At 71.3% G+C, this 25,393-nt stretch carries 22 protein-coding genes and 3 tRNA genes; 12 read left to right on the top strand and 13 right to left on the bottom strand.

The annotated features are described in order from the left end of the window. Positions 1-341: 341 nt before the first annotated feature. Positions 342-414, bottom strand: a tRNA-Arg gene (locus tag ACFYV1_RS15465). A 184-nt stretch (positions 415-598) separates the two neighbouring features. Continuing rightward, positions 599-692: transfer RNA gene (locus ACFYV1_RS15470), tRNA-Ser, on the bottom strand. A gap of 203 nt (positions 693-895) precedes the next feature. Between ACFYV1_RS15470 and ACFYV1_RS15475 the strand changes: the two genes are divergently transcribed. Both ACFYV1_RS15475 and ACFYV1_RS15480 read left to right on the top strand, forming a co-directional pair. Continuing rightward, on the top strand, positions 896-1,342 hold the full coding sequence (locus tag ACFYV1_RS15475; protein WP_389395978.1) for an SSI family serine proteinase inhibitor: 447 nt from the start codon (positions 896-898) through the stop codon (positions 1,340-1,342). Between the two features lie 169 nt (positions 1,343-1,511). Further along, the gene (locus ACFYV1_RS15480; protein WP_389395979.1) at positions 1,512-5,663 is read left to right on the top strand and encodes a PAS domain-containing protein; all 4,152 of its coding nucleotides are present in this window, start codon (positions 1,512-1,514) and stop codon (positions 5,661-5,663) included. A gap of 60 nt (positions 5,664-5,723) precedes the next feature. Here the strand turns inward: ACFYV1_RS15480 and ACFYV1_RS15485 are convergent, their stop codons facing one another. The 6 genes from ACFYV1_RS15485 to ACFYV1_RS15510 all read right to left on the bottom strand — a co-directional run bounded on the left by ACFYV1_RS15485 (position 5,724) and on the right by ACFYV1_RS15510 (position 11,369). Beyond that, entirely contained in the window at positions 5,724-7,370 is a 1,647-nt protein-coding gene (locus tag ACFYV1_RS15485) for a long-chain fatty acid--CoA ligase (RefSeq protein ID WP_389395980.1), read from the bottom strand. Positions 7,371-7,726: 356 nt separating this feature from the next. After that, a complete protein-coding gene (locus ACFYV1_RS15490; RefSeq protein WP_389395981.1) occupies positions 7,727-8,281 on the bottom strand; it encodes a SigE family RNA polymerase sigma factor in 555 nt (184 codons plus the stop codon). Between the two features lie 123 nt (positions 8,282-8,404). After that, entirely contained in the window at positions 8,405-9,574 is a 1,170-nt protein-coding gene (locus ACFYV1_RS15495; RefSeq protein WP_389395982.1) for a lipid-transfer protein, read from the bottom strand. Continuing rightward, a complete protein-coding gene (locus tag ACFYV1_RS15500) occupies positions 9,571-9,981 on the bottom strand; it encodes a MaoC family dehydratase (RefSeq protein ID WP_389395983.1) in 411 nt (136 codons plus the stop codon). Before ACFYV1_RS15500 ends, ACFYV1_RS15495 begins: the two co-directional genes overlap by 4 nt. Next, positions 9,978-10,889, bottom strand: a complete 912-nt coding sequence (locus ACFYV1_RS15505) for a bifunctional MaoC family dehydratase N-terminal/OB-fold nucleic acid binding domain-containing protein (RefSeq protein ID WP_389395984.1) — start codon at positions 10,887-10,889, stop codon at positions 9,978-9,980. Before ACFYV1_RS15505 ends, ACFYV1_RS15500 begins: the two co-directional genes overlap by 4 nt. 174 nt (positions 10,890-11,063) lie before the next feature. Then, positions 11,064-11,369 carry a hypothetical protein gene (locus ACFYV1_RS15510; protein WP_389395985.1) on the bottom strand — a complete coding sequence of 102 codons (306 nt, stop codon included), beginning with the start codon at positions 11,367-11,369 and terminating at the stop codon, positions 11,064-11,066. A 220-nt stretch (positions 11,370-11,589) separates the two neighbouring features. Here ACFYV1_RS15510 and ACFYV1_RS15515 point away from each other — a divergent pair, with 220 nt between their 5' ends. Beyond that, entirely contained in the window at positions 11,590-12,465 is an 876-nt protein-coding gene (locus ACFYV1_RS15515; RefSeq protein WP_389395986.1) for a bifunctional DNA primase/polymerase, read from the top strand. A 339-nt stretch (positions 12,466-12,804) separates the two neighbouring features. Then, positions 12,805-12,993 carry a hypothetical protein gene (locus tag ACFYV1_RS15520; RefSeq protein WP_389395987.1) on the top strand — a complete coding sequence of 63 codons (189 nt, stop codon included), beginning with the start codon at positions 12,805-12,807 and terminating at the stop codon, positions 12,991-12,993. Between the two features lie 119 nt (positions 12,994-13,112). Here ACFYV1_RS15520 and ACFYV1_RS15525 read toward each other — a convergent pair. Both ACFYV1_RS15525 and ACFYV1_RS15530 read right to left on the bottom strand, forming a co-directional pair. Next, positions 13,113-13,197: transfer RNA gene (locus tag ACFYV1_RS15525), tRNA-Ser, on the bottom strand. A gap of 95 nt (positions 13,198-13,292) precedes the next feature. Further along, the gene (locus tag ACFYV1_RS15530) at positions 13,293-14,783 is read right to left on the bottom strand and encodes a S1C family serine protease (protein WP_389395988.1); all 1,491 of its coding nucleotides are present in this window, start codon (positions 14,781-14,783) and stop codon (positions 13,293-13,295) included. Positions 14,784-15,025: 242 nt separating this feature from the next. On the opposite strand from ACFYV1_RS15530, the gene ACFYV1_RS15535 reads away from it, so the two are divergent. The 3 genes from ACFYV1_RS15535 (at position 15,026) to ACFYV1_RS15545 (ending at position 17,663) form a co-directional block, all read left to right on the top strand. Beyond that, positions 15,026-15,826, top strand: coding sequence for a glycerophosphodiester phosphodiesterase (locus ACFYV1_RS15535; protein ID WP_389395989.1), 801 nt, complete (start codon positions 15,026-15,028; stop codon positions 15,824-15,826). An 8-nt stretch (positions 15,827-15,834) separates the two neighbouring features. After that, positions 15,835-16,479 (top strand): ATP-binding protein, encoded by a 645-nt coding sequence (locus ACFYV1_RS15540; RefSeq protein ID WP_389395990.1) that lies wholly within the window; start codon positions 15,835-15,837, stop codon positions 16,477-16,479. A 191-nt stretch (positions 16,480-16,670) separates the two neighbouring features. Beyond that, positions 16,671-17,663, top strand: coding sequence for a DUF5926 family protein (locus ACFYV1_RS15545; protein ID WP_389395991.1), 993 nt, complete (start codon positions 16,671-16,673; stop codon positions 17,661-17,663). A gap of 195 nt (positions 17,664-17,858) precedes the next feature. On the opposite strand, the gene ACFYV1_RS15550 is transcribed toward ACFYV1_RS15545, so the two are convergent. Continuing rightward, on the bottom strand, positions 17,859-18,461 hold the full coding sequence (locus tag ACFYV1_RS15550) for a hypothetical protein (RefSeq protein WP_389395992.1): 603 nt from the start codon (positions 18,459-18,461) through the stop codon (positions 17,859-17,861). Positions 18,462-18,617: 156 nt separating this feature from the next. Continuing rightward, complete coding sequence (locus ACFYV1_RS15555) at positions 18,618-19,406, bottom strand: bifunctional DNA primase/polymerase (RefSeq protein WP_389395993.1); 789 nt, start codon at positions 19,404-19,406, stop codon at positions 18,618-18,620. On the opposite strand from ACFYV1_RS15555, the gene ACFYV1_RS15560 reads away from it, so the two are divergent. From ACFYV1_RS15560 to ACFYV1_RS15570, 3 genes are all read left to right on the top strand, one after another. Then, the gene (locus ACFYV1_RS15560) at positions 19,405-19,665 is read left to right on the top strand and encodes a hypothetical protein (RefSeq protein ID WP_389395994.1); all 261 of its coding nucleotides are present in this window, start codon (positions 19,405-19,407) and stop codon (positions 19,663-19,665) included. The two genes, ACFYV1_RS15555 and ACFYV1_RS15560, sit on opposite strands and share 2 nt — an antisense overlap. A gap of 248 nt (positions 19,666-19,913) precedes the next feature. Continuing rightward, a complete protein-coding gene (locus tag ACFYV1_RS15565) occupies positions 19,914-21,452 on the top strand; it encodes a PP2C family protein-serine/threonine phosphatase (RefSeq protein ID WP_389395995.1) in 1,539 nt (512 codons plus the stop codon). Positions 21,453-21,572: 120 nt separating this feature from the next. Beyond that, entirely contained in the window at positions 21,573-23,060 is a 1,488-nt protein-coding gene (locus ACFYV1_RS15570; protein WP_389395996.1) for an aminopeptidase P family protein, read from the top strand. Positions 23,061-23,089: 29 nt separating this feature from the next. On the opposite strand, the gene ACFYV1_RS15575 is transcribed toward ACFYV1_RS15570, so the two are convergent. Further along, positions 23,090-23,551, bottom strand: a complete 462-nt coding sequence (locus ACFYV1_RS15575) for an ATP-binding protein (RefSeq protein WP_389395997.1) — start codon at positions 23,549-23,551, stop codon at positions 23,090-23,092. Positions 23,552-23,743: 192 nt separating this feature from the next. On the opposite strand from ACFYV1_RS15575, the gene ACFYV1_RS15580 reads away from it, so the two are divergent. Next, positions 23,744-24,526, top strand: a complete 783-nt coding sequence (locus ACFYV1_RS15580) for a hypothetical protein (protein WP_389395998.1) — start codon at positions 23,744-23,746, stop codon at positions 24,524-24,526. A gap of 94 nt (positions 24,527-24,620) precedes the next feature. Continuing rightward, the gene (locus ACFYV1_RS15585) at positions 24,621-25,358 is read left to right on the top strand and encodes a YcnI family protein (protein ID WP_389395999.1); all 738 of its coding nucleotides are present in this window, start codon (positions 24,621-24,623) and stop codon (positions 25,356-25,358) included. Positions 25,359-25,393 lie beyond the last annotated feature (35 nt).

Raw genomic sequence — 25,393 nt, forward strand, 5'->3', positions numbered from 1 at the left:
CGAGTGTCCGCCTCGGCGGCCGAGATCTCGGGAGACGGCACGGCCGACGCTCGCTCCGCCGTCTTCTCCGGTCCTGCGGTTGCCGCAGAACCGCACCCCGTCAGCCCGGCAAGCACTATGGCCGTAAGCGCCGCTGTTCCAGCCTTGAGATTCATGGAAGCCCCTCCCCGCGCCGCCCAGGTGTTTCGTGTTCACGAATGGCGCGACGAGCGGTCACCCTAGCCACGAGCCGGTCAACGCCTTGAGGTGGGCCCGTTGCTGCACTTCGCTGCTGTACCGCGACTGCTGTACCGCCCAACGCGAGAGGCCCCGGACTCGTCGTCCGGGGCCTCTCAGCTGTGTGCACTCGGCAGGATTCGAACCTGCAACCTTCTGATCCGTAGTCAGATGCTCTATCCGTTAAGCTACGAGTGCTCTGCGTCCCGGGCTTTTCTGCCTGGTCGGCGTTGCGAGAACAACATTACATGACCTGCGCCGCGACGCGAAATCCATTAGCCGCACCCCTCCTGACCTGCACAAACGCCCGAATCGCGGCACCTGTGCGGGGTCCTGGGACGACCGAAGCCCCGGCCGTGTGGCCGGGGCTTCGGTGATCAGCTGGCGGAGGCGGAGGGATTTGAACCCTCGATGGGCTTTAAAACCCAAACCGCATTAGCAGTGCGGCGCCATAGACCGGACTAGGCGACGCCTCCAGCACACCCGCGCAGGCGCGAGTGGTGCGTGCAGATGATGACACAGCCCAGTGGCGTGTCACCAATCGCCGTCCACGGTACTAGGCACCGGGCCCGCAGAGCAAAGCATCTGCGGTTGCGCAACGCCGCGGCGTGAGCAGCGTTAGACATGCCGGGGCCGGTCGCGGCCCCGGCATGACCCCGCGACTCCCGAGGAGCCCCTCATGCTGCGCCGCCTTGTTCTCACCGCAACCGCGTCCGTCGCCGCGCTGGTCGCTGCCGTACCCGCCTCGGGTGCCGCCGCCTCTCCGCTGCCTCTCCCCGTGCCGCTGCTGGAGAAACCCGACCGCCTGACGGTGATCGTCTCCGAGAGCGGGAACACCCGGACGGACGGCAGATACGAGCTGGAGTGCGGTCCGGCCGGCGGGACACACCCGTCGGCGGAGTCGGCCTGCAGCCGTCTCGAGGAGCTGACCCGAGAGCAGCAGGACCCCTTCGCCCCGGTGCCACAGGACCGGATGTGCACCCAGCAGTTCGGTGGGCCGGCCACCGCGCGGATCACCGGTACGTGGCAGGGACGGCAGGTCGACGCCGCCTTCAACCGGAGCAACGGCTGCGAGATCTCGCGCTGGCAGACCCTCGAGCCGGTGCTGCCGAACACCAGGTCATAGGCCGATGGCGTACGCCGTGTGCACACAACCTTGGTGAGAGCTCCCCCTCATCCGCCGTCCCGGCACCGTCGGCTGCCCTTAGACTCCCTTCAGTGACAGGCCGGGGCCCGAGGGGCAGGATGGGACGGGCCGTCCGCAATACGCAGTAGGTCAGGGAGGAACCGTCGTCGTGAGCAGCAGGCCATCCCGAGGCGCTGCTCGCCTCGCAGCCATACTCGACGCCCTTCCCGACGGGCTCGTTCTCGTCAACGCCAACGGCACGGTCGTCAACGCCAACACCATCGCCCTCGAGCTTTTCGAGACGCCCGGCACCGCCCTCGTGGGGCGGGGCCTGCTCGATCTGCTGCCCGAGTTCGACTCGCGGCTGATCCCCGGCTCGATGCGCCGGCCCGACGCCGCCGACCACCGGGGCCGTACGAAGCCGACCCGCATGATCGCGCGGCGCACGGACGGCGGCGAGTTCCCGGCCGAGGTGACCAGCGCGAGCCTGGAGGACGGGCGAGAGGCGTACGACTCGCACAACGCGTACACCGGTGACGAGCTGCTGATGCTCGTCGTCCGGGACCTGTCGGGCACCGTGGACACCGAGGCGGAGCTGGCGCGTTCGCAGCGGCAGACCGAGATGATCCTGCGGGCGGCCTCCGAGGGCGTCGTGGGCACGGACACCGACGGCCGGGTCGTGCTCGTCAACCCCGCCGCCGCTCAGATCCTCGGATTCCGCGCCAGCGACCTCGGCGGGCAGGAGCTGCATCCGCTGATCCTGCATTCACGCGCGGACGGTGATCCGTTCCCGTACGAGGAGTCGCCGCTCGCGGACACGCTCAAGTCCGGGCGCAAGCACCGGGTGCGCGGACAGGTGCTGTGGTCCAAGAGCGGCGACAAGGTGGCCGTCGACCTGACGACGGCGCCGGTACGTGACGGGGACCAGCTGGTCGGCGCGGTGATGACGTTCACCGACCGGCGCCCGTACGAGGAGCAGGCACAGGCGCATGCCGAGGAGCTCGCGGAGACGACCGAGCGGCTCACGTCCGAGCTGACGGAGACCACGGAGCGGCTCACGTCGGAACTCGCGGAGACGACCGAGCGGCTCACGTCCGAGCTGACGGAGACCAGGGAACGGCTGGCCGCGGAGCTCGCCGCCACTTCGGAACGGTACGAGGCCGAACTCGCCGACAAGGCCGACCGTTACACGGCCGAGCTCGAGAGCGGCGCGGAGCGGTACACGGAACTGGCCGCCCGGCACGCACAGCTGGCCGCGGTGCTCGGGGAGTCGCTGCGCGGGCCGCTGCAGGAGCTGCGCACGGAACTGGCGACGCTGGCGGCCGATCCGGCCGGGCAGCTGTGGCCGGAGGCGAACCAGATCCTGCACCATCTCGCCGCCGGTCACGCCCGGATGACCACACTTGTCGACAATGTTCTCGGCTATCAGCAGCTCGACAGCGGCGTGCAGCGGCTGGCGAAGGCCAATGTGCTCCTCGACGCGGTCGTCGCGGCCGGTGTCGACGGTGCGATCGAGCTCATCGGGCCCGGGCGGGCCCAGTTCGCCGTGCACGCTCCGCCGATAGAGGCCGAGGTCGACGGGGTCCGGCTGGCCACCGCGCTCGCGCATCTGGTGGCGGACGTGGCGGGCGTCGACTCCACCGGCAGGGCCAAGCTCCCGCCCAGCGGCGGTTACGTGGACTCCACGGTCGTGGTCGCGGCCGCCCAGCGCGGCGACGTCGTGCGGATCGAGGTGCGCGGGCCGTTCGCCGGCGGCGACCCGGTGCACGAGCCGATCGTGCGCGGGATCGTACGGGCGCACGGCGGCGTGCTGCAGACGCACGACGTGCCGGGCATGAGCGGCAGCGCGTATGTGCTCGAGGTACCGCTGGGGGAGGGCGCGGGAACGGTCACGCCCCCCGCTCCGGTCGTCCACCAGCTGCCCGCGCTGCCCGCCCTCCCCAGCCAGCAGACCGCAGAGCCCGCGCAGACCGCCGCGGCCCCCTCGGGCACGACCACCGGTGGCGGTGGCCGCCGACGGGCCCGGCGCGCCTCCACGGACGCGTTCCTGGAGAGCCCGGTCGCCATGGAGGATCCGGTGGCCGCGCCGCCGACCGGGCGTCGCCGCGCGGCACAGCCGGACGCCGAGTTCATTCCCGCGCAGGACACGGGTGGCGCCGCGGGCGGTTCCACGGACAGTGACGCCCCGGAGGGTGGCACCGGCGAGCGCACGGGCAGGAGCGGTGGCACCGGGCGCCGTCGTGGCCGTCCCAGCCCGGCGGAGGACTCCGCCGGAGCCCTGCAGCCCTCGGCGGGCTCCGTGGTCACGGCAGCCGAAGGGGCGAGCGGACGGGCCGCGCTGGGGGAGACCGTGCCGCCGCAGGGCGTACCGGTCGACGCCCACGGTGTCCAGTCTTCGTCTTCGGGACGGCGCGCACGGCGAGCCGTCGAGAGCGGTCTGCCGAGGACGTCGGCGGAGCCGTCGCCGGAAGAACCCTCGTCGCAGGAGCGGCAGGAACAGCCGACCCCGCCCCAGCAGTCTCAGCACACACCGCAGCCGACCGGTCGGCGCGCCAGGCGAGCGCTGGCAGCGGCGCCGAGCCAGGCCGAGAGCGGGGCGCCGCGTACGGCCTTCGCACTGCCGCCGGCCGAGGCCGACAGGGTGCCCGCCCCCGTACCTGCTCCTGCTCCTGCCCCCGCCCCGGCGGTCCAGCCGGACAGCACCGTGGCGGAGCGGCACGACGCCGTGTCCGGGGACCCGGACTCCCGGCACCACACGCCGCCTCAGCAGCACCCGTCCCCGACGGGACGCAGGCGGGCGCGCAGGGAGGAGCAGCCGCAGTCACCCGCCGGAACTCCGGCCGCCGCGGCAGCGCCTGCCGCCCCGGCGACCCCGGTGGGACCGACGGCGACCGGACACGCGGCGTGGGGACAGGAGGGCACGGGCGACACCGGCCCGGCCGACCCCACCGGCCCGGCCGACCCGACCGGCCCGGCCGATTCCGCTGGTCAGGGCCTCGCCGTTCCGGAGCCGGTTTCGGATCCGGTTTCGGCGACCGGCTCCGTGTCGCTGCCCCTGCCGCCCGCGGCACCCGCGCCCGCGCAGCCCAGGACGCAGGAGGAAGGCGTCCGGCAGCCGCTCGCCCTGCCTGCCGCCGAGCCTGCCGCCGAGTCGCCCCGCCCCGCGGCCGCACGAGCCGCGCAGCCCCTGCCCGAGGAGCAGCCGGCCCCCGCGGACTCCACTCAGGGACGTGCCTTCAGCGTGCGCACCCTGGGCCAGGGCGTGCCCTTCGCCCAGCACCTGACGCAGCAGCAGAACCAGACACTCGGCTCCGGCCGCCGCAGGAAGCTCGGCACACGTCCGGACAGTGAGCGTCCCGAGCCGGCCGCCCGCGCCCATCCGCAGCCGGCGGCGGCCCCTGTGCCCGCCACCACGCCCGCCGCGCAGCAGAACGGCCCCCGCCTGCCGGCCGACCGGGCGGAAGCCCGCTCCGAGGGCCGGGCGTACGCCATAGGGGCCCCGGACGAGGGCGCCGAGGGGCCTGAGCCGCTGGACGGTCCCGGTGGCGCCGTCGAGGTCACCAACCGGCCGCAGCCGCAGCCCGTCGACGACGAACTGCCTCCGGAGCCGCTGGACAATCCGCGCCGGCTGCTGGTGTGGCCCGCCCCCGACGTGTCCACGCAGCAGGCACTGAGCGACCGCGGCTACCGGCCCGTCGTCGTGCACTCGCGCGAGGAGGTCGACGCCCAGATCGCGGCGTTCCCCGCCGCACTGTTCGTGGACCCGCTGACCGGGCCGATCACACGCACCGCGCTGCAGTCCCTGCGCCAGGCGGCCGTGGCCGCCGAGGTGCCGGTGCTGGTGACCGCGGGTCTCGGCCAGGCCACGCGGGAGGCGGCGTACGGTGCCGATCCGGCCGTACTGCTCAAGGCGCTGGCGCCGCGGGACAGCGAACAGCATCCGTCGCGGGTGCTGCTGATCGAGGAGCACGAGGAGATCGCCCTCGCGCTGACGGCCACGCTGGAGCGGCGCGGCATGCAGGTGGCGCGGGCCGGTGCCGACGCGGACGCGGTCACTCTCGCCACGCAGATGCGGCCGAACCTGGTGGTGATGGACCTGATGCAGGTACGCCGCCGGCGTGCCGGAATCATCGACTGGCTGCGCGCGAACGGCCAGTTGAACCGCACTCCGCTGGTCGTCTACACCTCGGCCGGTCTCGATCCCGCCGAACTGCCGCGGCTTTCCTCGGGGGAGACGGTGCTCTTCCTCGCGGAGCGCTCCACCAGCAACGAGGTGCAGGCACGCATCGTCGACCTGCTGGCGAAGATCGGCACCAACTGACGCGGGAGGGGCCGGTGGTCGTGACCACCGGCCCCTCTTTCCGTGTCCGCGGCGCGACGGCTACAGCTCCGTCACGTCGAGCTCACCGTCCGCGTACTGCCTGCGGATGACCTTCTTGTCGAACTTGCCCACGCTCGTCTTCGGCACGGCCGGGATCACCGCCCAGCGCTCGGGCAGCTGCCACTTGGCGATCTTCCCGGCGAGGAACGTCTTCAGCGTCTCGTAGTCCGCGGTCGAACCCTCCTTCAGCACCACGGTCGCCAGCGGGCGCTCGCCCCACTTCTCGTCCGGTACGGCGACGACCGCGGCCTCCGCGACCTCGGGGTGCGCCATCAGGGCGTTCTCCAGCTCGACGCTGGAGATCCACTCGCCGCCGGACTTGATGACGTCCTTGGCCCGGTCGGTGAGGGTGAGGAAGCCGTCGGGGCTGATCACGCCGACGTCGCCCGTCTTCAGCCAGCCGTCCTCGCTGAACTTGTCCTCGGGCCGGAAGTCCTCGCCGCCCGCGCCGCCGTAGTAGGCGCCCGCGATCCAGGTGCCGCGGACCTCCAGCTCACCGGCGGACTCGCCGTCCCAGTCGAGGAACTCGCCGCCGGGGCCGACAAGCCGCGCCTCCACACCCGCGGGGAAACGGCCCTGGGTGATGCGGTACGGCCACTCCTGCTCCGCTGTCAGCCCGGCGGGCGGGTGGGCCATCGTGCCGAGCGGCGAGGTCTCCGTCATGCCCCACGCGTGGCAGAGCCGCACACCGAGCTTGTCGTACGCCTCCATGAGCGCGGGCGGACAGGCGGCACCGCCGATCGTGACCTGCCGCATGGAGCTCAGATCGCGGGGGTTGGCCGTCACCTCCGCGAGGAGGCCCTGCCAGATGGTGGGGACCGCCGCGGCGTGGTCGGGCTTCTCGCGCTCGATCATCTCGGCGAGCGGCGCGGGCTGCAGGAAACGGTCGGGCATCAGCATGTTGACGCCGGTCATGAACGTGGCGTGCGGCAGGCCCCAGGCGTTCACATGGAACTGGGGGACGACCACGAGAGTGGTGTCCCGGTCGGTCAGCCCCATCGACTCGGCCATGTTGACCTGCATCGAGTGCAGGTAGATGGAGCGGTGGGAGTAGACGACGCCCTTGGGATCGCCGGTGGTGCCGGAGGTGTAGCACATGGCCGCGGCGGCGCGCTCGTCCAGCTCCGGCCAGTCGAAGGTGGTCGGGCGGCCCGCGATCAGCTCCTCGTACTCGTGGACCTGTGCGTCGGTGTCGGCGAGGAGGGCACGGTCGCCCGGGCCGGACACGATGATGTGCTCGATCGTCGGAAGGTGCGGCAGCAGCGGGGCCAGCAGCGGCAGCAACGAGCCGTTGACGATCACGGCCCGGTCGGCGGCGTGGTTGACGATCCAGACCAGCTGCTCTGCGGGCAGGCGGAGGTTGAGGGTGTGGAGCACCGCGCCCATGGAAGGGATCGCGAAGTACGCCTCGACGTGCTCGGCGTTGTTCCACATCAGGGTGGCGACTCTCTGGTCACCGTCGATGCCGAGCTCGTCGCGCAGGGCGTTGGCCAGCTGGGTGGCGCGCCGCCCGGCCTCCGCGAAGCTGCGGCGCTGCGGCTCGGCCTCACCGGTCCAGGTGGTGATCTGTGACTTGCCGTGGATCGTCATCCCATGCCGAAGGATGCGGGTCACAGTCAGCGGTACGTCCTGCATGGTGCTCAGCACGGCGTCCTCCCGGTGGGCGCTAGCGCTACGTGGCAGAAAGGGTGGGTAGATTCTGCGCACATACCACGCGGTATGTCACTACCCGAGGGTAATCAATCGCCACCCATCCCCGCACAACACTGCACAGCAGTGCACACGCCGCGGGGGCCGGGGCGCGTACCGAAGCCTGCGTCCCGCAGGCCGGGGTCCGATTACGGGCCGCATCCCGCAGGCCGGGTCCCCTCACCGGGCGGCATCCCGCAGGCCGGGTCCCCTCACCGGGCGGCATCCCGCAGGCCGGTTCCGCTCACGGGGCCACAACCCGCAGGCCCGGCGCCGTACCGAGCCCGCGCCCTGGAGTCCGGTCACTCGACCAGTCAGCGGACCGGTGACAGCTCCGGGTCCTCGCGAAGCTTGCCGAGCGCCCGGGACACCGCACTCTTGACCGTACCGATCGACACCCCGAGCACCTCCGCCGTCTGGGCCTCGCTCAAATCCTCGTAGTACCGGAGCACGACCATCGCACGCTGGCGGTCCGGCAGCTTCATCACCGCGCGCCACATCGCGTCGTGCAGCACCTGCTGCTCAGCGGGGTCCGCGGCGGGAACGGTCTCCGGCTCCGGCAGCTCGTCGCAGACGAACTCGTCCACCTTGCGCTTGCGCCACTGCGACGTGCGCGTGTTCAGCAGCGCGCGGCGGACGTACCCGTCGAGCGCCCGGTGGTCCTCGATCCGCTCCCAGGCGACGTACGTCTTGGTCAGCGCCGTCTGCAGCAGGTCCTCCGCGTCGCTCGGGTTCGAGGTCAGCGACCGGGCGGTCCGCAGCAGCACGGGCCCCCGCGCCCGGACGTACGACGAGAACGAGGTGTAGGGCGTGTACGACGGCACCGGCGCGGCGGCCTTGGAAGCGCTCGTACAGACAGGCGTGGTCATGGCTTCCACGCTAGGAGCGCGCCCTGCCGCGCGGATCGGCCCCAGGTCCCGAAGCGTTGTCCCCCTCAGGTTGTAGGGCCGGCCGGGGCTGCACCTCCTGAAGGTGGAGGACACCCGCAGGGGCTACCCGCCGTGGGCCCCGAGGAGCAGTCCCGAGGTGGGCACGCCGGTGCCCGCCGTGACCAGCGCCGTGGCCGCCCCGGGTATCTGGTTCACGGAGGTGCCGCGAAGCTGTCTGACCGCTTCCGCGATGCCGTTCATGCCGTGCAGATACGCCTCCCCGAGTTGTCCTCCATGAGTGTTGAGCGGCAGCGAGTCCGCGGCCACGAAGTCCGCACCTTCGCCCGGCCCGCAGAAACCGAACTCCTCCAGCTGCATCAGCACGAACGGCGTGAAGTGGTCGTAGACGATCCCCACGTCGATGTCGCCGGGAGCGAGACCCGAGGTCCGCCACAACTGCCCGGCGACGACCCCCATCTCGGGCAGGCCGGTGAGGTCGTCACGGTAGAAGCTGGTCATCTGCTCCTGGGACCTGCCCGCCCCCTGCGCCGCGGCCAGGATCACCGCCGCGGGGCGGGGCAGGTCGCGGGCCCGCTCGACGCCGGTGACGACGATCGCCTGGCCGCCGTCGGTCTCCTGGCAGCAGTCGAGCAGCCGCAGCGGCTCGACGATCCACCGGGAGGCGGCGTGGTCGTCCAGGGTGATCGGACGGCCGTGGAAGTACGCGGCGGGGTTGGTGGCCGCGTGACGCCGGCCGTTGACGGCCACATGACCGAACACCTCCGGGGTCAGCCCGTACGCGTGCAGGTAGCGCTGGGCGGCCATAGCCACCCAGGAGGCAGGGGTGAGCAGCCCGAACGGCAGGTTCCAGCCGAGGGCCGCGCCTTCCGCGGAGGGCTCACGGTGCTGCACGCCGGAACCGAAACGCCGCCCGGAACGCTCGTTGAACGCCCGGTAGCAGACGACGACTTCCGCTATGCCCGCCGAGATCGCCAGCGCCGCCTGCTGCACGGTCGCGCAGGCCGCGCCGCCGCCGTAGTGGACACGGGAGAAGAACGACAGCTCACCGATACCCGCCGCCTGTGCGACGGTGATCTCCGGGCTGGTGTCCATGGTGAACGTGACCATGCCGTCCACGTCCGCGGGGGAGAGACCGGCGTCGTCGAGCGCTGCCCGTACTGCTTCGGCGGCCAGGGTCAGCTCGCTGCGTCCGGAGTCCTTGGAGAACTCGGTCGCCCCGATACCGACGACGGCCGCCCTGCCGCCGAGCGAGTCCCTCTCACGGATGGTCATTCTTCGGCCTCCGGGAGGGTCACCGTCACCGTGCCGGTGACGTGGTCACCGAGCGCGTTGGAGCCGACGACCCGCACTTCGGCCGTCGTGCCGTCGACCGCCGTGATCGTGCCGCTCAGCACCATCGTGTCTCCCGGATAGTTGGGGACGCCGAGGCGTATGGCGACCTTGCGGAGAACGGCGCCTTCGCCGAAGGAGTCGGTGACGTACCGGCCGACCAGGCCGTTCGTCGTCAGGATGTTCATGAAGATGTCCAGCGACCCCTTCTCCTTGGCGATCTCCGCGTCGTGGTGCACGTCCTGGAAGTCCCGCGAGGCGAGGGCTCCCGCCACGACGAGGGTGCGCGTGACGGGAACGGTCAGGGTGGGCAGCGTCGCGCCGACGCCGCGGCCCGGCTCACGGCTCATCGAGTCGCCCCCTCGCACACGCCCCGGAAGACGGGCAGCTCGAACTCCCCGTCCACGCTGAGGAACTCCAGCTCGACCGGCATTCCGATGTGCACCTTGTCGTGCGGGACACCCACGACGTTGCTGACGATCCGCACACCCTCGGCCAGCTCGATCAGCCCCACCGTGAACGGCGGGTCGAAGGCCGGGAACGGAGGGTGGTGCACGACCACATGGGAGAAGACGCTTCCCGAGCCGCTCGCCTCGAGCGTGTCCCAGTCCGGTGAGCCGCAGGAACCGCATCCCGGCAGCCACGGCAGACGCAGCGTCCCGCAACCGCCACAGCGCTGGATGAGCAGCCGGTGCCCGGCCACGCCCTCCCAGAAGCCCGCGTTGTCCCTGTTGACCACCGGGCGCGGGCGGCCGGCCTTCGGCTTCGAGGCCGGCTTCGGGCTTGCGGGGGCGTACTTGATGATCCGGAACCGGTGCGTGCCCGCGAGCTCGCCGCCTGCCCGCACCTCCATCCTCGTGGTGATGAAGTACCCGGTACCGAGCCTGGTCGTCTTGCGCTGCGACACGGATTCGATCACCGCGTCGAAGGTGATCCGGTCGCCCGGGCGCAGCGGTCGCAGGTACTCCTGCTCGCAGTCGGTCGCCACCACGGAGGTGTATCCCTCGCCGTCGAGCAGTCCGAAGAGTTCGTCCTGCGCCGCCGCCCGGCCGGTGTGACCCGAGAGGCCACCCATCGTCCATGCCTGGAGCATCGTGGGAGGTGCGACGGCGTCCGGCCCTGTGTAGGCCGGGTTGCCGTCCCCCATCGCCTCGCACCAGTGCCTGATCATCGGCTCGTTGACGAGATCCTTACCCACGCCCGAGGCGGCGGCCCGCCCCTCGTACGTCTTCAGCCGTGCGTACAGCTCGTCGGTCACCGATGCCCCCTCTCCACTATCTGACTGTCCGTCAGTTTCCTGACGCCTGTCAAGGCTCAGGCGCTGCAGCCCACCGCGCACACACCCCCTCACACGACTGCGCGACGGCGCCCCCAAGCACCGTCGCGCAGACGATCACGTCTCCCCCGGATCACGCTCCCCTCGGGCCGGCCGTCACCACAGTGGTGAGAAATTCACTGTGACGTCGCCTTGGTCGACCACCGCGAAACCGGCCCCGTCGAACCGGGCGGTATGGCTCTGATTGCTCGCGCCCCAGCCGGTAGCCACCTGCTGAGCGGTGGACGGGTCGCCGAAGCCGGCGCCGCCCACGCCACTGCCGGGGACCGTCGCCACCGACACGTTCGACCCGTCGTCCGCGAAGCCGCCGTTGTCCGCCTGGGCCACCCCGCCGAGAAGCACGGCCGCGAGGGGCAGTGCCGCGGAAACGGTGAGAACGCGGGCGGAGCGGATGCTTGCCATGTCTTTCCTCCATGAAGCGGGACTGCTCAAGTGCGTTGAGTGCAGGGGTGGTTGGCCTGTCCACCCCGTACTGATCACGACGTCGCAGGATCAGAGTTGCCCACGTGATCACGCATGAACCACCCCAGAAGGGGCGATTCGCTCGCAAGTGTGAGGACATGTCGATAAACCCCTTTCCCTACCTCTTCCTTTGCTCGAACATTTGTACGAGCATGGAGTCATGGCCATCACCGACCGGCAGACCGCCACCCTGGCCCTCGCCCACGCTCTCTCCGCCGCGGAGCGCGGGCTCCCCGTCATCCCCCTTTCGCCCACCAAGCTCCCCGCCCTGCGCTCACCCCACCGGGGCGACCCCGACCCGGTCCGGTGCCGGGGCGAGTGCGGTCTCCCCGGCCACGGTGTCCACGACGCGACCACCGACCCGGCGGGGGTACGCGCGCTCTTCGCCGCCGCGCCCTGGGCCACGGGATACGGCATCGCGTGCGGGCGGCCGCCGCACCATCTGATCGGCATCGACCTCGACACCAAGTCGTCGACCGACTCCATGGCCGAGCTCCAGCACCTGGCGCTGCGCCACCTGTTCACCCTCCCGGAGACCGTCACCGTCCTCACACCGAGCGGCGGCCGCCACCTGTGGCTGACCGGCCCGGGCGACACGGTCGTCCCCAACTCGGCGAGCCGGCTGGCTCCAGGCATCGACGTCCGCGGCACCGGCGGCTACCTCGTAGGACCGGGCTCGGTCACGGTCCACGGCGCGTACCGCCTCGCGCCCGGCACGGCGGACCTTCCCGCCGCACCCTGCCCCCAGGCCCTCCTCCGCCTGATCACACCCCCCGAACGCCCCCGCTCCACCCGCGGCCCGGTGCCCGGCCACGGGCAGGGACACGGCCTGGTCCAGTTCGTCCGTGCGGCACAAGAAGGCCAGCGCAACACCCGGCTGTTCTGGGCGGCATGCCGCGCCTACGAGAACGGCCTGGGCGACACCCTCACGGCGGGCCTCGTCGACGCGGCGGTCCGCGCGGGCCTCACCGAACGCGAAGCCCGCGCCACCATCGCCTCCGCCGACCGCCTCACCTCGACCCGCGACGTCCACTGACCACCCCGCGCCCCGCCCTCACGAGGACGCGCCGGCGCCCAAGTTCCGTGAGCACGCCCGGTTCGCTGAGGTGGGGGGTGGGGCCATGGATCCCGGTTCCAGTCCCGAGTCGGCTGCCGGGGACCTTCAATACCCACCCCCCCATGGCCGCGAGTCCCTCACGATCTCCGTCCGGCCGAACACCCCGCACGGTAGCCGGATCCACTGACAATGCCCGCCCGCCGCCTGCCGCCCGCCGTCCCTGCCCCTGCCCCTGGCCAATGACAGCTCCCGCCCACAACCGCTCCACCGACGTCCCGGTACCGTCGACAGGCCGCGTCGACCCAGGGGGAGGACTGCGTGAGCAGAAGGCGATACGTGGCCAGAGGCGTTCCGGGTGGCTACCGCATCTGGGACAACAAGGGTCGACGCTGGTGGGGCGACCACTACGAGCTCTGCCCCGATGACCTGCTGACGGAGCTGAACGGCGCAGGCGACCACGAGAAGATCACCGCGCTGCTCAAGCGGTACCGCGCGCAGACGCGCTAGCGGCGTGCCCCTCCATGCTCGATCGCGCGGGAAGTACCGAGGAACGACGGGCAGCCACGGACAGCGCACAGCACGAAGGCCCCTGACCGATTTACCTGGTCAGGGGCCCTCGACATGCGCGGTGGGTGTGGGATTTGAACCCACGGTGACTCGCGCCACGACGGTTTTCAAGACCGTTCCCTTAGGCCGCTCGGGCAACCCACCCACGCCCCGCCTCACCTGCTGCGGAACGGGCTACAGACTACCGGGCCCGCGTCGCGCGGCGCAGCAGCGTTCGGGGAAGGTGGGGGCGGGGCGGGTCAGCTGTCGCCCTTGCGTTCGCCGAGGACGACCTCGACCGTCTGGGACCTGCCGTCACGCTCGAAGGTCAACTGGACCTTGTCGCCGGGCTTCTTGGTCCAGATCTCGCTGATCAGGGTCGGTCCGCTGTCGATCGGCTTGCCGTTGAACTTGGTGATGACGTCGCCCGGCTCGAGGCCGGCCTTGGCCGCCGGTCCGTCCGGGGTCACCGCCGCAGAACCGCCGGAACCCTCCTCCGTGATCTGCGCGCCCGAGCCCTGCTCCGACATGTCGACCGTGGCGCCGATCACCGGGTAGACCGGCTGGCCCGTCTTGATGAGCTGTTCGGCGACCGTCTTCGCCTGGTTGATCGGAATGGCGAACCCGAGGCCGATGGAGCCCGCCTGCGTCTGCCCGAAGCCGCCACTGCCCGCCGACTGGATGGCCGAGTTGATGCCGATGACCGCGCCGCGCGAATCGAGCAGAGGGCCGCCGGAGTTGCCGGGGTTGATGGAGGCGTCGGTCTGCAGCGCGCTCATGTAGGAGTTCTTGCCGCTGGAACCGTCGCCGGAGGCGACCGGGCGGTTCTTGGCGCTGATGATGCCCGTGGTGACGGTGTTGGACAGCCCGAAGGGTGCGCCGATCGCGATGGTCGAGTCGCCGACCGCGACCTTCTCCGAGTTGCCGAGGGCCAGCGGTTCGAGGCCCGAGGGCGCATCCTTCAGTTTCAGGACGGCCACGTCGTAGCCCTGCGCGCGGCCGACCACTTCGGCGTCGTACTTCTTGCCGTTGGAGAAGATCGCCGACACGGTGCCGCTCTCCGCCGCGGAGGCCACCACGTGGTTGTTGGTGAGGATGTGGCCTTCCTTGTCGTAGACGAAGCCGGTGCCCGTGCCGCCCTCGCCCTCCGAGCCCTCGATGCCACCGCCGCCCGACTTGGCCTCGATCGTCACCACGCTGGGCAGCGCGTTCGACGCGACGGCCGCGACCGTGCCCGGGTCGCGCTTGAGGTCCCGCGGGTCGGCCGCGGAGACCGTGGTCGAGCTGGAGCTGTCGTCGTTCCGTTCGGCCGCCCAGTAGCCGACGCCGCCCCCGACACCGCCGGCGACGAGCGCCGCGGCCAGGACCGCGGCCGCCAGTCCGCCGGCTCGCTTGGGCCGGGGCTGCTGCGCCGGGGCCGGCTCCCCCCAGGCGGGGCCGCCGCCCCCGTAGGGACCGCCGCCTCCGTAGGAGGGGAGTGCGGGCGGCGGCGGGGGCCAACCCGTGCCGGGGTGGTGCGCCGCAGCATGGGCGGGGGCCGGCGGTGCGGACGGCGGCGGCGTTTCGGCCGCGTGTACGGGAAGCGGTGCCGTGGCGGGGTCGGGAGGAGTGGCGGGCTCCATGGGCTCGTGCGCCATCTCGTGCGACCCGGCTCCCGGCGTCGGTGACGTCGGTCCCTCGGGAGCGGCGCCCGGCACAGGAGGTACGGACGGGGCGGCCGGGACCGCGTTGCCCTCGTTCTCAGTGCTCACAGGTCTTTCTCCTCAGGTTCCACGTCGGATTCCGTGTCGAGTTTCCGGGGCCAGCTTTTCCCACCGCACGTCAGGCCACTGTAAGCAGGACCTGTGCGTATTCCGGCAATCCTTTACTTCCGACAATACGGGCGCACCTTCATGACGCCCTTCGGGTCACCCACGGGGCGTCCGCCCGCTCGCTTTCGCCGTTCTCGGGGACCGTGCACACGCCTACCCCGTCACGGTGACACCATGACGCGGTGACCCAAGCACGGCAGCACAGCATCCAGGTCGTCGCCCACCGCGGCGCATCGGAAGACGCCCCCGAGCACACCCTGGCCGCCTACCGGAAGGCGATCGAGGACGGCGCGGACGCTCTCGAGTGCGACGTACGGCTCACCGCCGACGGTCATCTGGTCTGCGTCCACGACCGTCGGGTGAACCGCACGTCCAACGGACGGGGTGCGGTCTCCGCCCTGGAGCTCGCGGATCTCGCCGCCCTCGACTTCGGTTCCTGGAAGGACGCGACGGAGAGCCCGGACTGGAGGGACCCGTCCCTCACCTCCGTCCTCACCCTGGAGCGGCTGCTGGAGCTGGTGGCCGATTCCGGCCGCCGCGTCGAGCTGGCCATCGAGACGAAGCACCCCACCCGCTGGGCGGGACAGGTCGAGGAGCGGCTGCTGCAGCTGCTGGGGCGGTTCGGGCTGTCGGCACCGGCCTCGCCCGACGAGTCCGCGGTGCGCGTCATGAGTTTCTCCGCCCGCTCCCTGCACCGGATCGCGGCGGCCGCGCCAAGGGTCCCCACCGTCTGTCTGATGCAGTTCATGACGCCTCGGATGCGCGAGGGCCGGCTGCCGGCCGGCGCCCGGATCGCCGGTCCGGGCATCCGGATCGTGCGCAACCACCCCGGCTACGTCGACCGGCTGCACCGCGCGGGCCACCGGGTCCACGTCTGGACCGTGAACGAGCCGGAGGACGTCGAGCTCTGCGTGCGGCTGGGCGTGGAGGCCATCATCACCAACCGCCCCAAGCAGGTGCTGTCCCAGCTGGGCCGCCTCTGATCCGCTTCATGGCGAGTGCCCCGGCGCGTTCGGTACGTACTCGATCGTGTCGACTACGTCACTGCTGCGCCCTTGGCCGGTTTCCGGTCCAGTCCATTGGGGCATTCACACCGTGGCGTGGGGCAAAGGAGGTCTCGGGGGTGGCGTTTGTGGTGGCACAGGAGGTGCCCACGTCGTCGAGCATGGCCGTACCCCATGGCCCTGCGGGCGTGGGCAAGGCGCGACACAGGATGCGCGAGCAGCTGAGCCGCAGCGGTGTGTCGGAAGCGGTCGTCGACGATGCGGTGCTGATCCTTTCCGAGTTGCTCAGCAACGCATGCCGGCACGGCAGACCGCTGGGGCACGGCGATGCGGGCGACGGGGACGTACTGGCAGCGTGGGGCGTCGACAACGTCGGGCGGCTCACGGTCGAGGTGACGGACGGAGGCGGGCCGACCCGTCCTGTTCCGGCCACGCCCTCGGTCACCGCGCGAGGCGGCCGGGGGTTGAACATCATTTCGGCGCTGGCGCAGGAATGGGGCGTACGCGACACCGCGACCGGTGAGGTCACGGTGTGGGTGATCGTCACGGAAGGGCATCGCCGCGAGGATTTCGCCACGCGCGTCGCCGGTCCCTCGTTCGACTTCGCCGACGCTTTCGACGATCTCGACTGACGACGACCTCCACTGACGACGCCGCGGCAGACGGAGGACCAGGCCGACGCGGCCGACGCGCACTCGGCCCCTCTCCACGGCGGTCGTCGGCGACTTTCGAGGTGGCAGCGCCCGCTGTTCCCCCGCAGAGGCGGCGTACGACTAGGCTCGCGCCCGACACAGCACCGCCGCAATCGGGAGAAAGCCACACCATGGCCAAGAAGCGCCCCCAGACGAAGGCGACCAAGCCCCAGCACAGGAACGGGGCCCGCGCCGCAGGCGTCAATGAGCCGGTTCCGGTCGTGGGAGCCCGCGAGCCCTGCCCCTGCGGCTCGGGCCGCCGCTACAAGGCCTGTCACGGCCGTGCCGCGTCGCACGCCGTGACCGAGCTGGTCCAGCGGCCCTTCGAGGGGCTGCCGGGCGAGTGCGACTGGGTGGCCCTGCGCGAGCTGGTTCCCGCCGCGACCGTCGAACTCACCCTCAAGGACGGCCTTCCCGACGGCGTGCCGTCCGTGACGCTCGCGACGGTGCTCCCCATGGCGTGGCCGGCACTGCGCCGCGATGACGGCTCGGTGCTGCTCGGGCTGCAGAACGACACCCCTTCCGGTGACCTCAGCCGCGACCTCGCGAGCACCCTGCAGCGGGCTCTCACGGCCGAGCCCGGCACTCCCGTCACCCCCGGCACGGCCGCGGCCGACGGAGTTCGGCTGCAGGATCTGCTCGACGCGGACGCCTCTTTCGAGCCGACCGTCCACTCCGGCTTCGAGTTCTGGGTCCCTGCCTCGGCCGAGCAGGCGTCGCCCGAGGTGGCCGCCTCTCTCGAGCGCGCCAACGCGGCAGCGATTCCGACGGTGAAGCTCGCGGGCGTCGACGCCGCCTACTGGTGCGAGACCCCGGAGAAGAACCATCTCCGCTGGGTCATGCCGCACCCGGAGGAGCAGCTGCTCGACGCCCTGGCCAGGCTGCACGCCGCCGGCAGTTCGTCGCTCGGCGAGGGGACCCGGCTGGTCGGTTCCTTCCGTGCGCACGGGCTGATGGTCCCGGTGTGGGACCTGCCGACCACGATGGGCGCCGAGGAGTGCGAGAAGCCCGCCGCCGAGTTCGCCGAGCGGCTGACCGCCGCGCTGGAGAGCGACGCTCCGCTGACCGCGGAGGAGCGCCGGTCACGCGGCGGTCTCACCAACCGCCAGGTGACACTCAGCTGAGAGTGACGATTACCGCCGGGCGCCGGGTGACGCCAGTCACAACTCGCTCAATCGGAAGGTAAATCCCTGTCCGAATACGAGAGATCGAATTTGCGAACCGCAGATCTCTTGTTACCGTTCTAGAAGCCCGGTCGCTGGTGCATCCCCCGTCGCCAGCGATCGGGCGTTTCCATTTCCGAGGCCGCCTCGGTCGCCTCAACCGCCCCTGGGATCCGGGGAGTTGCTCCCCGACCGCAGCAACAGCCGCCCGTCGCCCGTTGCGTCGTGAGCGGCGAACTCGGCCACCGCGGAGTAGGCCGAAGCAGGGCCGCGAGAAGGTTCACGGGGCGTTTCACAAGTGCGCGGATCATCGCCCGTCCGAGCCCTGCAGTTGGTCTGCACAGTACGTCCGCCCGGTGCCATCAGAGTGAGCACGGACGTCAATTTCTCGCCGGTCGCATTGCGGAAATAGGTACGGGCCCAGGTTCTGCCGTCACTGGTGAGCACACAGGTCTGCGCATCGATCCCGCCGGGTGAGGCGAGTTCCGGCCCACATCTGGAAGTCGTCCGCGGGACCGCCTCCCCAAAGGCTCCGACCTCATCTTCATCGGCAGCGGCAGCGCCCGCGTCGCCACCCTGATTCGAAGATGCGCCGCCGTCGGCGCCGTCCGGCACGCCGAGCGCCGGCAGCAGACCGGGCCCCACGACCCGGCTCCCGTTCTTCGTGTCGTCGACGGGCGCCGGACCCGCCGACGCGACGAGCGGCAGCAGCGTGGCGGTCAACACGAGGGCGGCGAGCCCGGTCTTGCGGAGGTTCATGGGCATCCTGCCGGCTGCGGGAGTTTCGTCACGATGGCCCGAAGATATCGGCGGAGTACGGGCGCACGGCCGACCGCGCGCCCGGTTCCGTGACAACTCGGCCCAGTCGCTACCCGTACGAGTGACGGCTCGGACCGCTCGGGGCCTGCCGGACGGTCAGTACGTGAGCCGGCTGCCGTCTCCGGCCTCCGGCGGGTGCAGTCCGCTGCCGGGCGAAGCGCTCGCGCTCGCCTCGACCAGAGCGTCGACGACCGCTTCCACGTCCGGCAGCCACGGCGCGGCCGAACCGGGCATCGGGGCCCGCTCCCACCGCACCTGTCCCGTGCCCGTCTCCGACGGCGGCAGCACCAGATAGCCGCCGCTGCCGTGGAAGCGCAGAGAACTCGGTACGCAGTCCTTGGCGTAAAGCAGTTCGCCGAGTTGTTCCAGGGTGTACGGGGCCACCAGCAGCGACCACCGGGTGGGGGTCGCGACGACCGGCCCCAGGCGCATTTCCATCCGGTCGAGCACGGACAGCGCACGGGCGGCGGCGACCGCGGGCAGGCTCACCGCGCACGGCGCTCGGCCCTCCCCGGACGATCCGGCCCGCGAAGGGCCCCCTGTGGCCAGCATGATCGGGGCCGAGGGCCGATTGGTCCACCACCAGCGGATCATCCGCTCGTCGGTGGTCGCGGCGAGGATTCCGGGATCGAAGGGGTGCGCGCCGGGGACGACGCACTCGGGATCGGGGCAGGCGCATCCGCGGTCCTCGCGGCTTCTGCCCCTGCCCTTGCCGTTGCCGTTGCCGTTGCCGTCCGGCCCGTCGCCACCGGCCGTTTTCATTCCCACACCGGGAAGCACGGGCCACTGCCACGCCACGGCACACGTCAGCGCCGCTTCGAGCTGAACAGGGCCCTTCTTGCGCCGGTTCCGTAGCCTGCGTCGCCTTCCGAGGATCTCGCGCATGAGCGCTCGTTCCTTTCCGTTGAACGCCGGGGTCCACATCACATCGGTGTGCAGCTCATTACTGTGCGTACAAGTGCGCGTGCTGATCGACGCTTCATCGGCCCTTGCCAGTGGCATGGGCGCCCCCTGGTTCGCCGGCGACAGGATCGTCGCCACGGGGGCCGAACGTGGGCTGTGGTCCATTAAACGGGTGGCGAGGGGTGGCGTGCGCCTGGCGCTTGCTGTCCCGCTGTACTTCTTCCCCGCCACTCGGGGATGAGGCGCGGCCTCCGGCTGTTAGGACGCCCGGGCCCGCCGCCAGGTTCCGGGGCGCTTCCAACTGCGCCCGGTCATCACCGTTTACGTACCCAGCACGCTTGCAATGACGCTTCTCCCTGGGCTTTCGCCCCGGGACACCCCCTGCCGAACGCCATCAGTCGACCCCAATCGCACGCCATCAGGTGCATTTTCAAGCCAAGTTACCAGCTGCCCCAGCACCCCCCAGACACCATCAATCCCACCGGGACAGTGCTGGACATCACCTTACGTGTGCGTGTAGATGTGGATGCATTGATAGCGGCGCAGAATGACATGGGGGTTTGCGATGCTATTGAGCGAAACCCACCTGCCGAAAGGCCGGCTGACATGAGCGCCCCTCACCTGCCGAAAGTGGCTGGAATCGACTCAACGGTTCCCGCTCCCGCGCACACTCCCGCCACCCTGCCCCCCGTCCCCGCCGCGCCCCCTGCGGCCGGAGCGGTGCTCCAGGACCGGCTCGCCGCCTGGGTCTCCGACCTCACCACGCTCCACGAACTCACCGAGCGGCTGATCAGAACCGGCACGCTCGACGACGCTCTCGACGAACTGCTCGCCGCGGGTGCCGCACTCGTGGGCGCCCCTCGCGGTCTGGTCGTCCTCGAACCGCCGCACAACCGCGCGCGGGACAGCCCTCTCGACGACGACCCGGGCCCGGCCCTGGCCAGAGGCCTCGGCCTGACCCGCTCCGACCTCGGGCACATCGAGACGGTGCCGCGCGGGGCCACGGCGTACGGCCGCATCCTCGACGGACGGTTCAACGGCCCGGCGGGCGTCCCCGCCCCCGTGGCCCAACCCGACCTGCTCGCCGACGACTCGCTCGACCCCCTCCACCGCGAGGTCGCCCTCCGGCTCGGTTACGCGGCCGGATACACGGTGCCGCTCGCCACTGAGGAGACCGGCACCCTCGGCGCGGCCGTCTGGCTCTACGACGAACCGGCCGCGCCCGTCGAGCGCCAGTGCCACCTCGTCGGCCTCTACATGCGCACTGCCACCGCGCATCTCGCCCGCCTGCTCGAGCTGGAGCACGCCCGTTCCACCGTCGCGACCGTGGCGGAGGAGCTGCTCCCCAGCCGTCTTCCGCGGGTGTCCGGCGTCCAGCTGGCCGCCCGGCACCACAGCGGCCCGCACGGCGGCGGCGACTGGTACGACGCGCTGCCGCTGCCGGAGGGCGCCCTGGGCCTCGCGGTGGGATCGGTCAGCGGCTGCGGCCCCAGCGCTCTCGCCGCCATGGGCAGGCTGCGGGCGTCGCTTCGGGCGTACGCGGTCATGGAGGGCGAGGACCCGGTCGCGGTCCTGTCCGATCTCGAACTGCTGCTGCGTCTCACCGAGCCGGCCCGCACGGCCACCGCGCTCTTCGCCTATGCCGAACCCGCCGACAGGAAGATCGTGTTCGCCGGGGCCGGTCACACACCGCCACTGGTGATCGGGGAGCAGCGCACCGAGTTCGTGGAGACCTCCCTGTCCGCCCCTCTCGGGATGCTCGCCTGCTGGGAGGCGCCGAGTGTGGAGCTGCGCCCCCAGCGTGGAGAAACGGTGCTGCTGTACACGGACGGCCTGTTGCGGCGCACCGGCGCCCCCATGGACCGCGCCTTCGCGAGTCTGCACGCGGCGGCCGCGAGCGTGCCCCGGGCACTGCGCGGCGACCCCGCGGCGATCGCGGACCACGTTCTGCGGGCCGTCCTCCCCGATGGGGCGGACGCCGACGAGGACGGGGAGGACATCATCCTGCTTGCCGCCCGTTTCGACTGATTCCTCACACCTCCTTCGGGTCCTCTTCCGGTCGCACATACGATGGAGGGGTCCCCTTGCCGAACCCGGCCGAGGGGCCAGGTGTCGTAACGGCAAGGCCGACAAGCCCAGGAGGCAGACGTGGCTGAGGAGCTCACCCCGGCGGAATCCGGTCCTGTTGCTGAAGCAGCGGGTCCGGAGGGCGAGGAGCAGCCGATCAAGCAGCGCAAGAACGGCCTCTACCCGGGGGTTTCCGACGAGCTGGCCGAGAACATGACCACCGGCTGGGCCGACACGGAGCTGCACGGCCTCGAGCCCATCGCACAGGCCGAGCGGACCGCCGCCCGCCGTGCCGCGCTCTCCGCGCGCTTCCCGGGCGAGCGTCTGGTCGTCCCCGCGGGAAACCTGAAGACGCGCTCGAACGACACCGAGTACAGCTTCCGCGCGGCCACCGAGTACGCCTACCTGACCGGCGACCAGACCGAGGACGGCGTCCTGGTGCTGGAGCCCAGGCGTGAGGGGCACGTGGCCACCATCCACCTGCTGCCCCGCTCCAACCGGGAGAACGGCGAGTTCTGGCTGTCCGGCCAGGGCGAGCTGTGGGTCGGCCGCCGCCACTCCCTCGCGGAGGCGGAGCAGCTGCTGGGCCTCCCTGCCGAGGACGTGCGCGAGCTGGCCGGCAAGCTGACCGAGGCCACCGGCCCGGTGCGGGTGGTGCGCGGCCACGACGCCGGGATCGAGGCCGCGCTGACGGACAAGGTCACCGCCGAGCGCGACGAGGAGCTGCGCGTCTTCCTCTCCGAGGCCCGCGCCGTGAAGGACGAGTTCGAGATCGGCGAGCTGCAGAAGGCGTGCGACTCCACCGCTCGCGGCTTCGAGGACGTCGTCAAGGTCCTCGACAAGGCCGAGGCCACCAGCGAGCGCTACATCGAGGGCACGTTCTTCCTGCGTGCACGCGTCGAGGGCAACGACATCGGCTACGGCTCGATCTGCGCCGCCGGACCGCACGCCACGACCCTGCACTGGGTCCGCAACGACGGCCCGGTCCGCTCCGGCGACCTGCTGCTGCTGGACGCCGGCGTGGAGACCCACACCCTCTACACGGCGGACATCACCCGCACCCTGCCCATCAACGGGCGCTACACCGAGATCCAGCGCAAGATCTACGACGCCGTGTACGAGGCCCAGGAGGCAGGCATCGCGGCCGTCAGGCCGGGCGCCAAGTACCGCGACTTCCACGACGCCTCACAGCGTGTGCTCGCCGAGAGGCTCGTCGAGTGGGGCCTGCTGGAAGGACCTGTGGAGCGTGTGCTCGAACTGGGCCTCCAGCGCCGCTGGACGCTGCACGGCACCGGCCACATGCTCGGCATGGACGTGCACGACTGCGCCGCCGCGCGCACCGAGGCGTACGTCGACGGCACCCTGGAGCCCGGCGTGTGCCTGACGGTCGAACCCGGTCTGTACTTCCAGACCGACGACCTGACCGTGCCGGAGGAGTACCGCGGCATCGGCGTCCGTATCGAGGACGACATCCTCGTCACCGAGGACGGCAACAGGAACCTCTCGGCGGCGCTGCCGCGTCAGGCCGACGAGGTCGAGGCCTGGATGGCTTCTCTCAGGCAGGGCTGAAACAGCGGATGCCCGGGAGGGCGCGCGGCTCACGACACGTCGAGCAGCGCGCCCTCCCGCCATTTGAGGACCTTGTCGAAGCTGACGACCGCACCGCGTCCCGGCCTGTTGCCGACATGGACGTGGTCGGCGAGCTGCTCGATCAGGCACAGGCCCCGTCCGCTCTCGGCGGTCGCGGGCGCGGCGCCGACGGCGCGGCCGCGCACGGAGACGCGGCCGGTGGGGAAACCCGGCCCTGAATCTGCCACTTCGATACGGCACTTCTCGCCGTCCAGATAGGCGGTCACGCGGTACGCCCTGGACGCCTCGTCGGTGTCGCGGTCGCCGCCGTGCTCGACGGCGTTGGCGCACGCCTCCGTCAAAGCGACCGACAGGTCGTAGGAGATGTCCGGATCGACGCCCGCGGTCTCCATCGCGCCGAGCAGCAGACGCCGCGCGAGCGGCACGCTCGCAGCCTCGCGCCGCAAATGGAGTGACCACCAGATGCTCATGCTCCAGCCTCCCGGCCGCGGCTCGACATACCGATACGTATTGCCCCAAGCCACGCTCCGTAAGCGCACCGTCACCGCTGCGGCCCTCGTTCGGCGGATGCGCGTTCCGCGCCCGCCGTTGTATGTCGGCAAAGGGGATCTTCCGGACCTGCCGTACGGGCGCCGACACCGCAGTGCGATGATGACCCGGCCATGTGGTCCATACGCACAGCTCGCGCAGGAGCCGGTCTGCGGCTGTTGAGGGCCGCGGTGTTCACCGCGGTCTGCGTCGTGCTGTCCGGGACGGGACATGTGCTGGCCGCCTGCCGGGCGGTCCCCGTGTGGACCCTGGTCCTCGGCTTCGTCGGGGTGTTCGTCGTGGTCACGCCCTTCGCGGGCAGGCAGCGTTCACTGCCTGCCATCGCCGGAGTGCTCACCGCGGGACAACTGGGGCTGCACACGCTCTTCGCCTCCGGTCAGGCGCATCTGAAACTCGCGCCGACGGCCGACGAGACCCTGATCAGGATGGCCGCCGAGCTGGTGTGCGGAGCGGGCGCATCCTCGATGAGCGCCGCCGACGCCCGGCGCATCGTCACCCTGTCGGGCATCGACCCGGCCGCGCACACCGCGCACGCGCACACGGCGGAGGTCGTGGCCGCTCCGGAGCTGCTGCCGACCCTGCCCATGCTGCTCGGGCACATGCTTGCCGCGGTCGCGACCGGTCTGCTGCTGCGCCGCGGCGACGCGGCTCTGCTGCGTCTGATCCGGCTGTCCGCCGAGTCGGCCCACGAGGCCGTGCAGACCGCGTGGCTGCGTCCGCTGCGCGCCGCGCTCTTCCTCGTGCGGACACTGCTCACCGGACTTCGGGGAACCCCCGGTGCCCGGCCGTCTCCCGCGCCGGTCGCGGACTCGTCGTCCCCGCTCCGCGCGGCACAGGAGCTTCAGCACACGGTGATCAGGCGCGGGCCGCCGCCCGTATTCGTTCTCAGCGCCTGACGCGGCCCACTCGACAGGAGTGGTGCCGTGGTGCCCGCGCACATCCGTGCGCCGACGGCACACCACACCACTCCTCACCGTGGAGCTTTCTGTCATGAACGTTTCCCGTATCGCTGCCGCGTCCGCCGTCGCCGCCGCCTCCGTGCTGATGTTCTCCGGCGCCGCATCCGCTCACGTCGGCGTCGAGCCGCAGGGCGAGGCGGCCAAGGGCGGTTACGCGGTCGTCTACGTCAAGGTGCCCAACGAGCGCGACAACGCCTCGACGGTCAAGGTCGAGATCAACCTGCCGGCCGAGCACCCGCTGTCGTCCGTGATGCCGCAGCCCGTGCCCGGCTGGAAGGTCGAGGTCACCAAGGCCAAGCTGGACAAGCCCCTCGAGGTGCACGGCAAGCAGATCACCGAGGCGGTCACCAAGGTCACCTGGACCGCCGACGGCACCAAGATCGGACCGGGCCAGTTCCAGCAGTTCCCGGTCTCGCTCGGCCGACTTCCCGAGAACACCGACCAGATGGTGTTCAAGGCCATCCAGACGTACGACAACAAGGAGATCGTGCGCTGGATCGAGGAGCCGACGGCGGGCGGCGAGGAGCCCGAGTCCCCGGCTCCCGTCCTCGAACTGTCGGCCGCTGCCGACGACCACCACGGCGCCGGCGCGACCGGCGCCGCCGCCAAGGGCGACGCCGAGGCCACGGGCCACGACGAGGCGAAGACCGAGACGGCCTCCGCGGACAGCAGCGACTCCACCGCCCGCATCCTTGGTGTCGTCGGCATCCTCGTCGGTGCCGCGGGTGTCGCCTTCGGCGTCCTCGCCGGACGCCGCCGTTCCGCCTGACCGGCCCCCGTACGCATCTCTGAAAGAGAAAAACC

The sequence above is a fragment of the Streptomyces sp. NPDC003023 genome (genome assembly GCF_042888225.1).
In the GTDB taxonomy this organism is placed as follows: Bacteria; Actinomycetota; Actinomycetes; order Streptomycetales; family Streptomycetaceae; genus Streptomyces.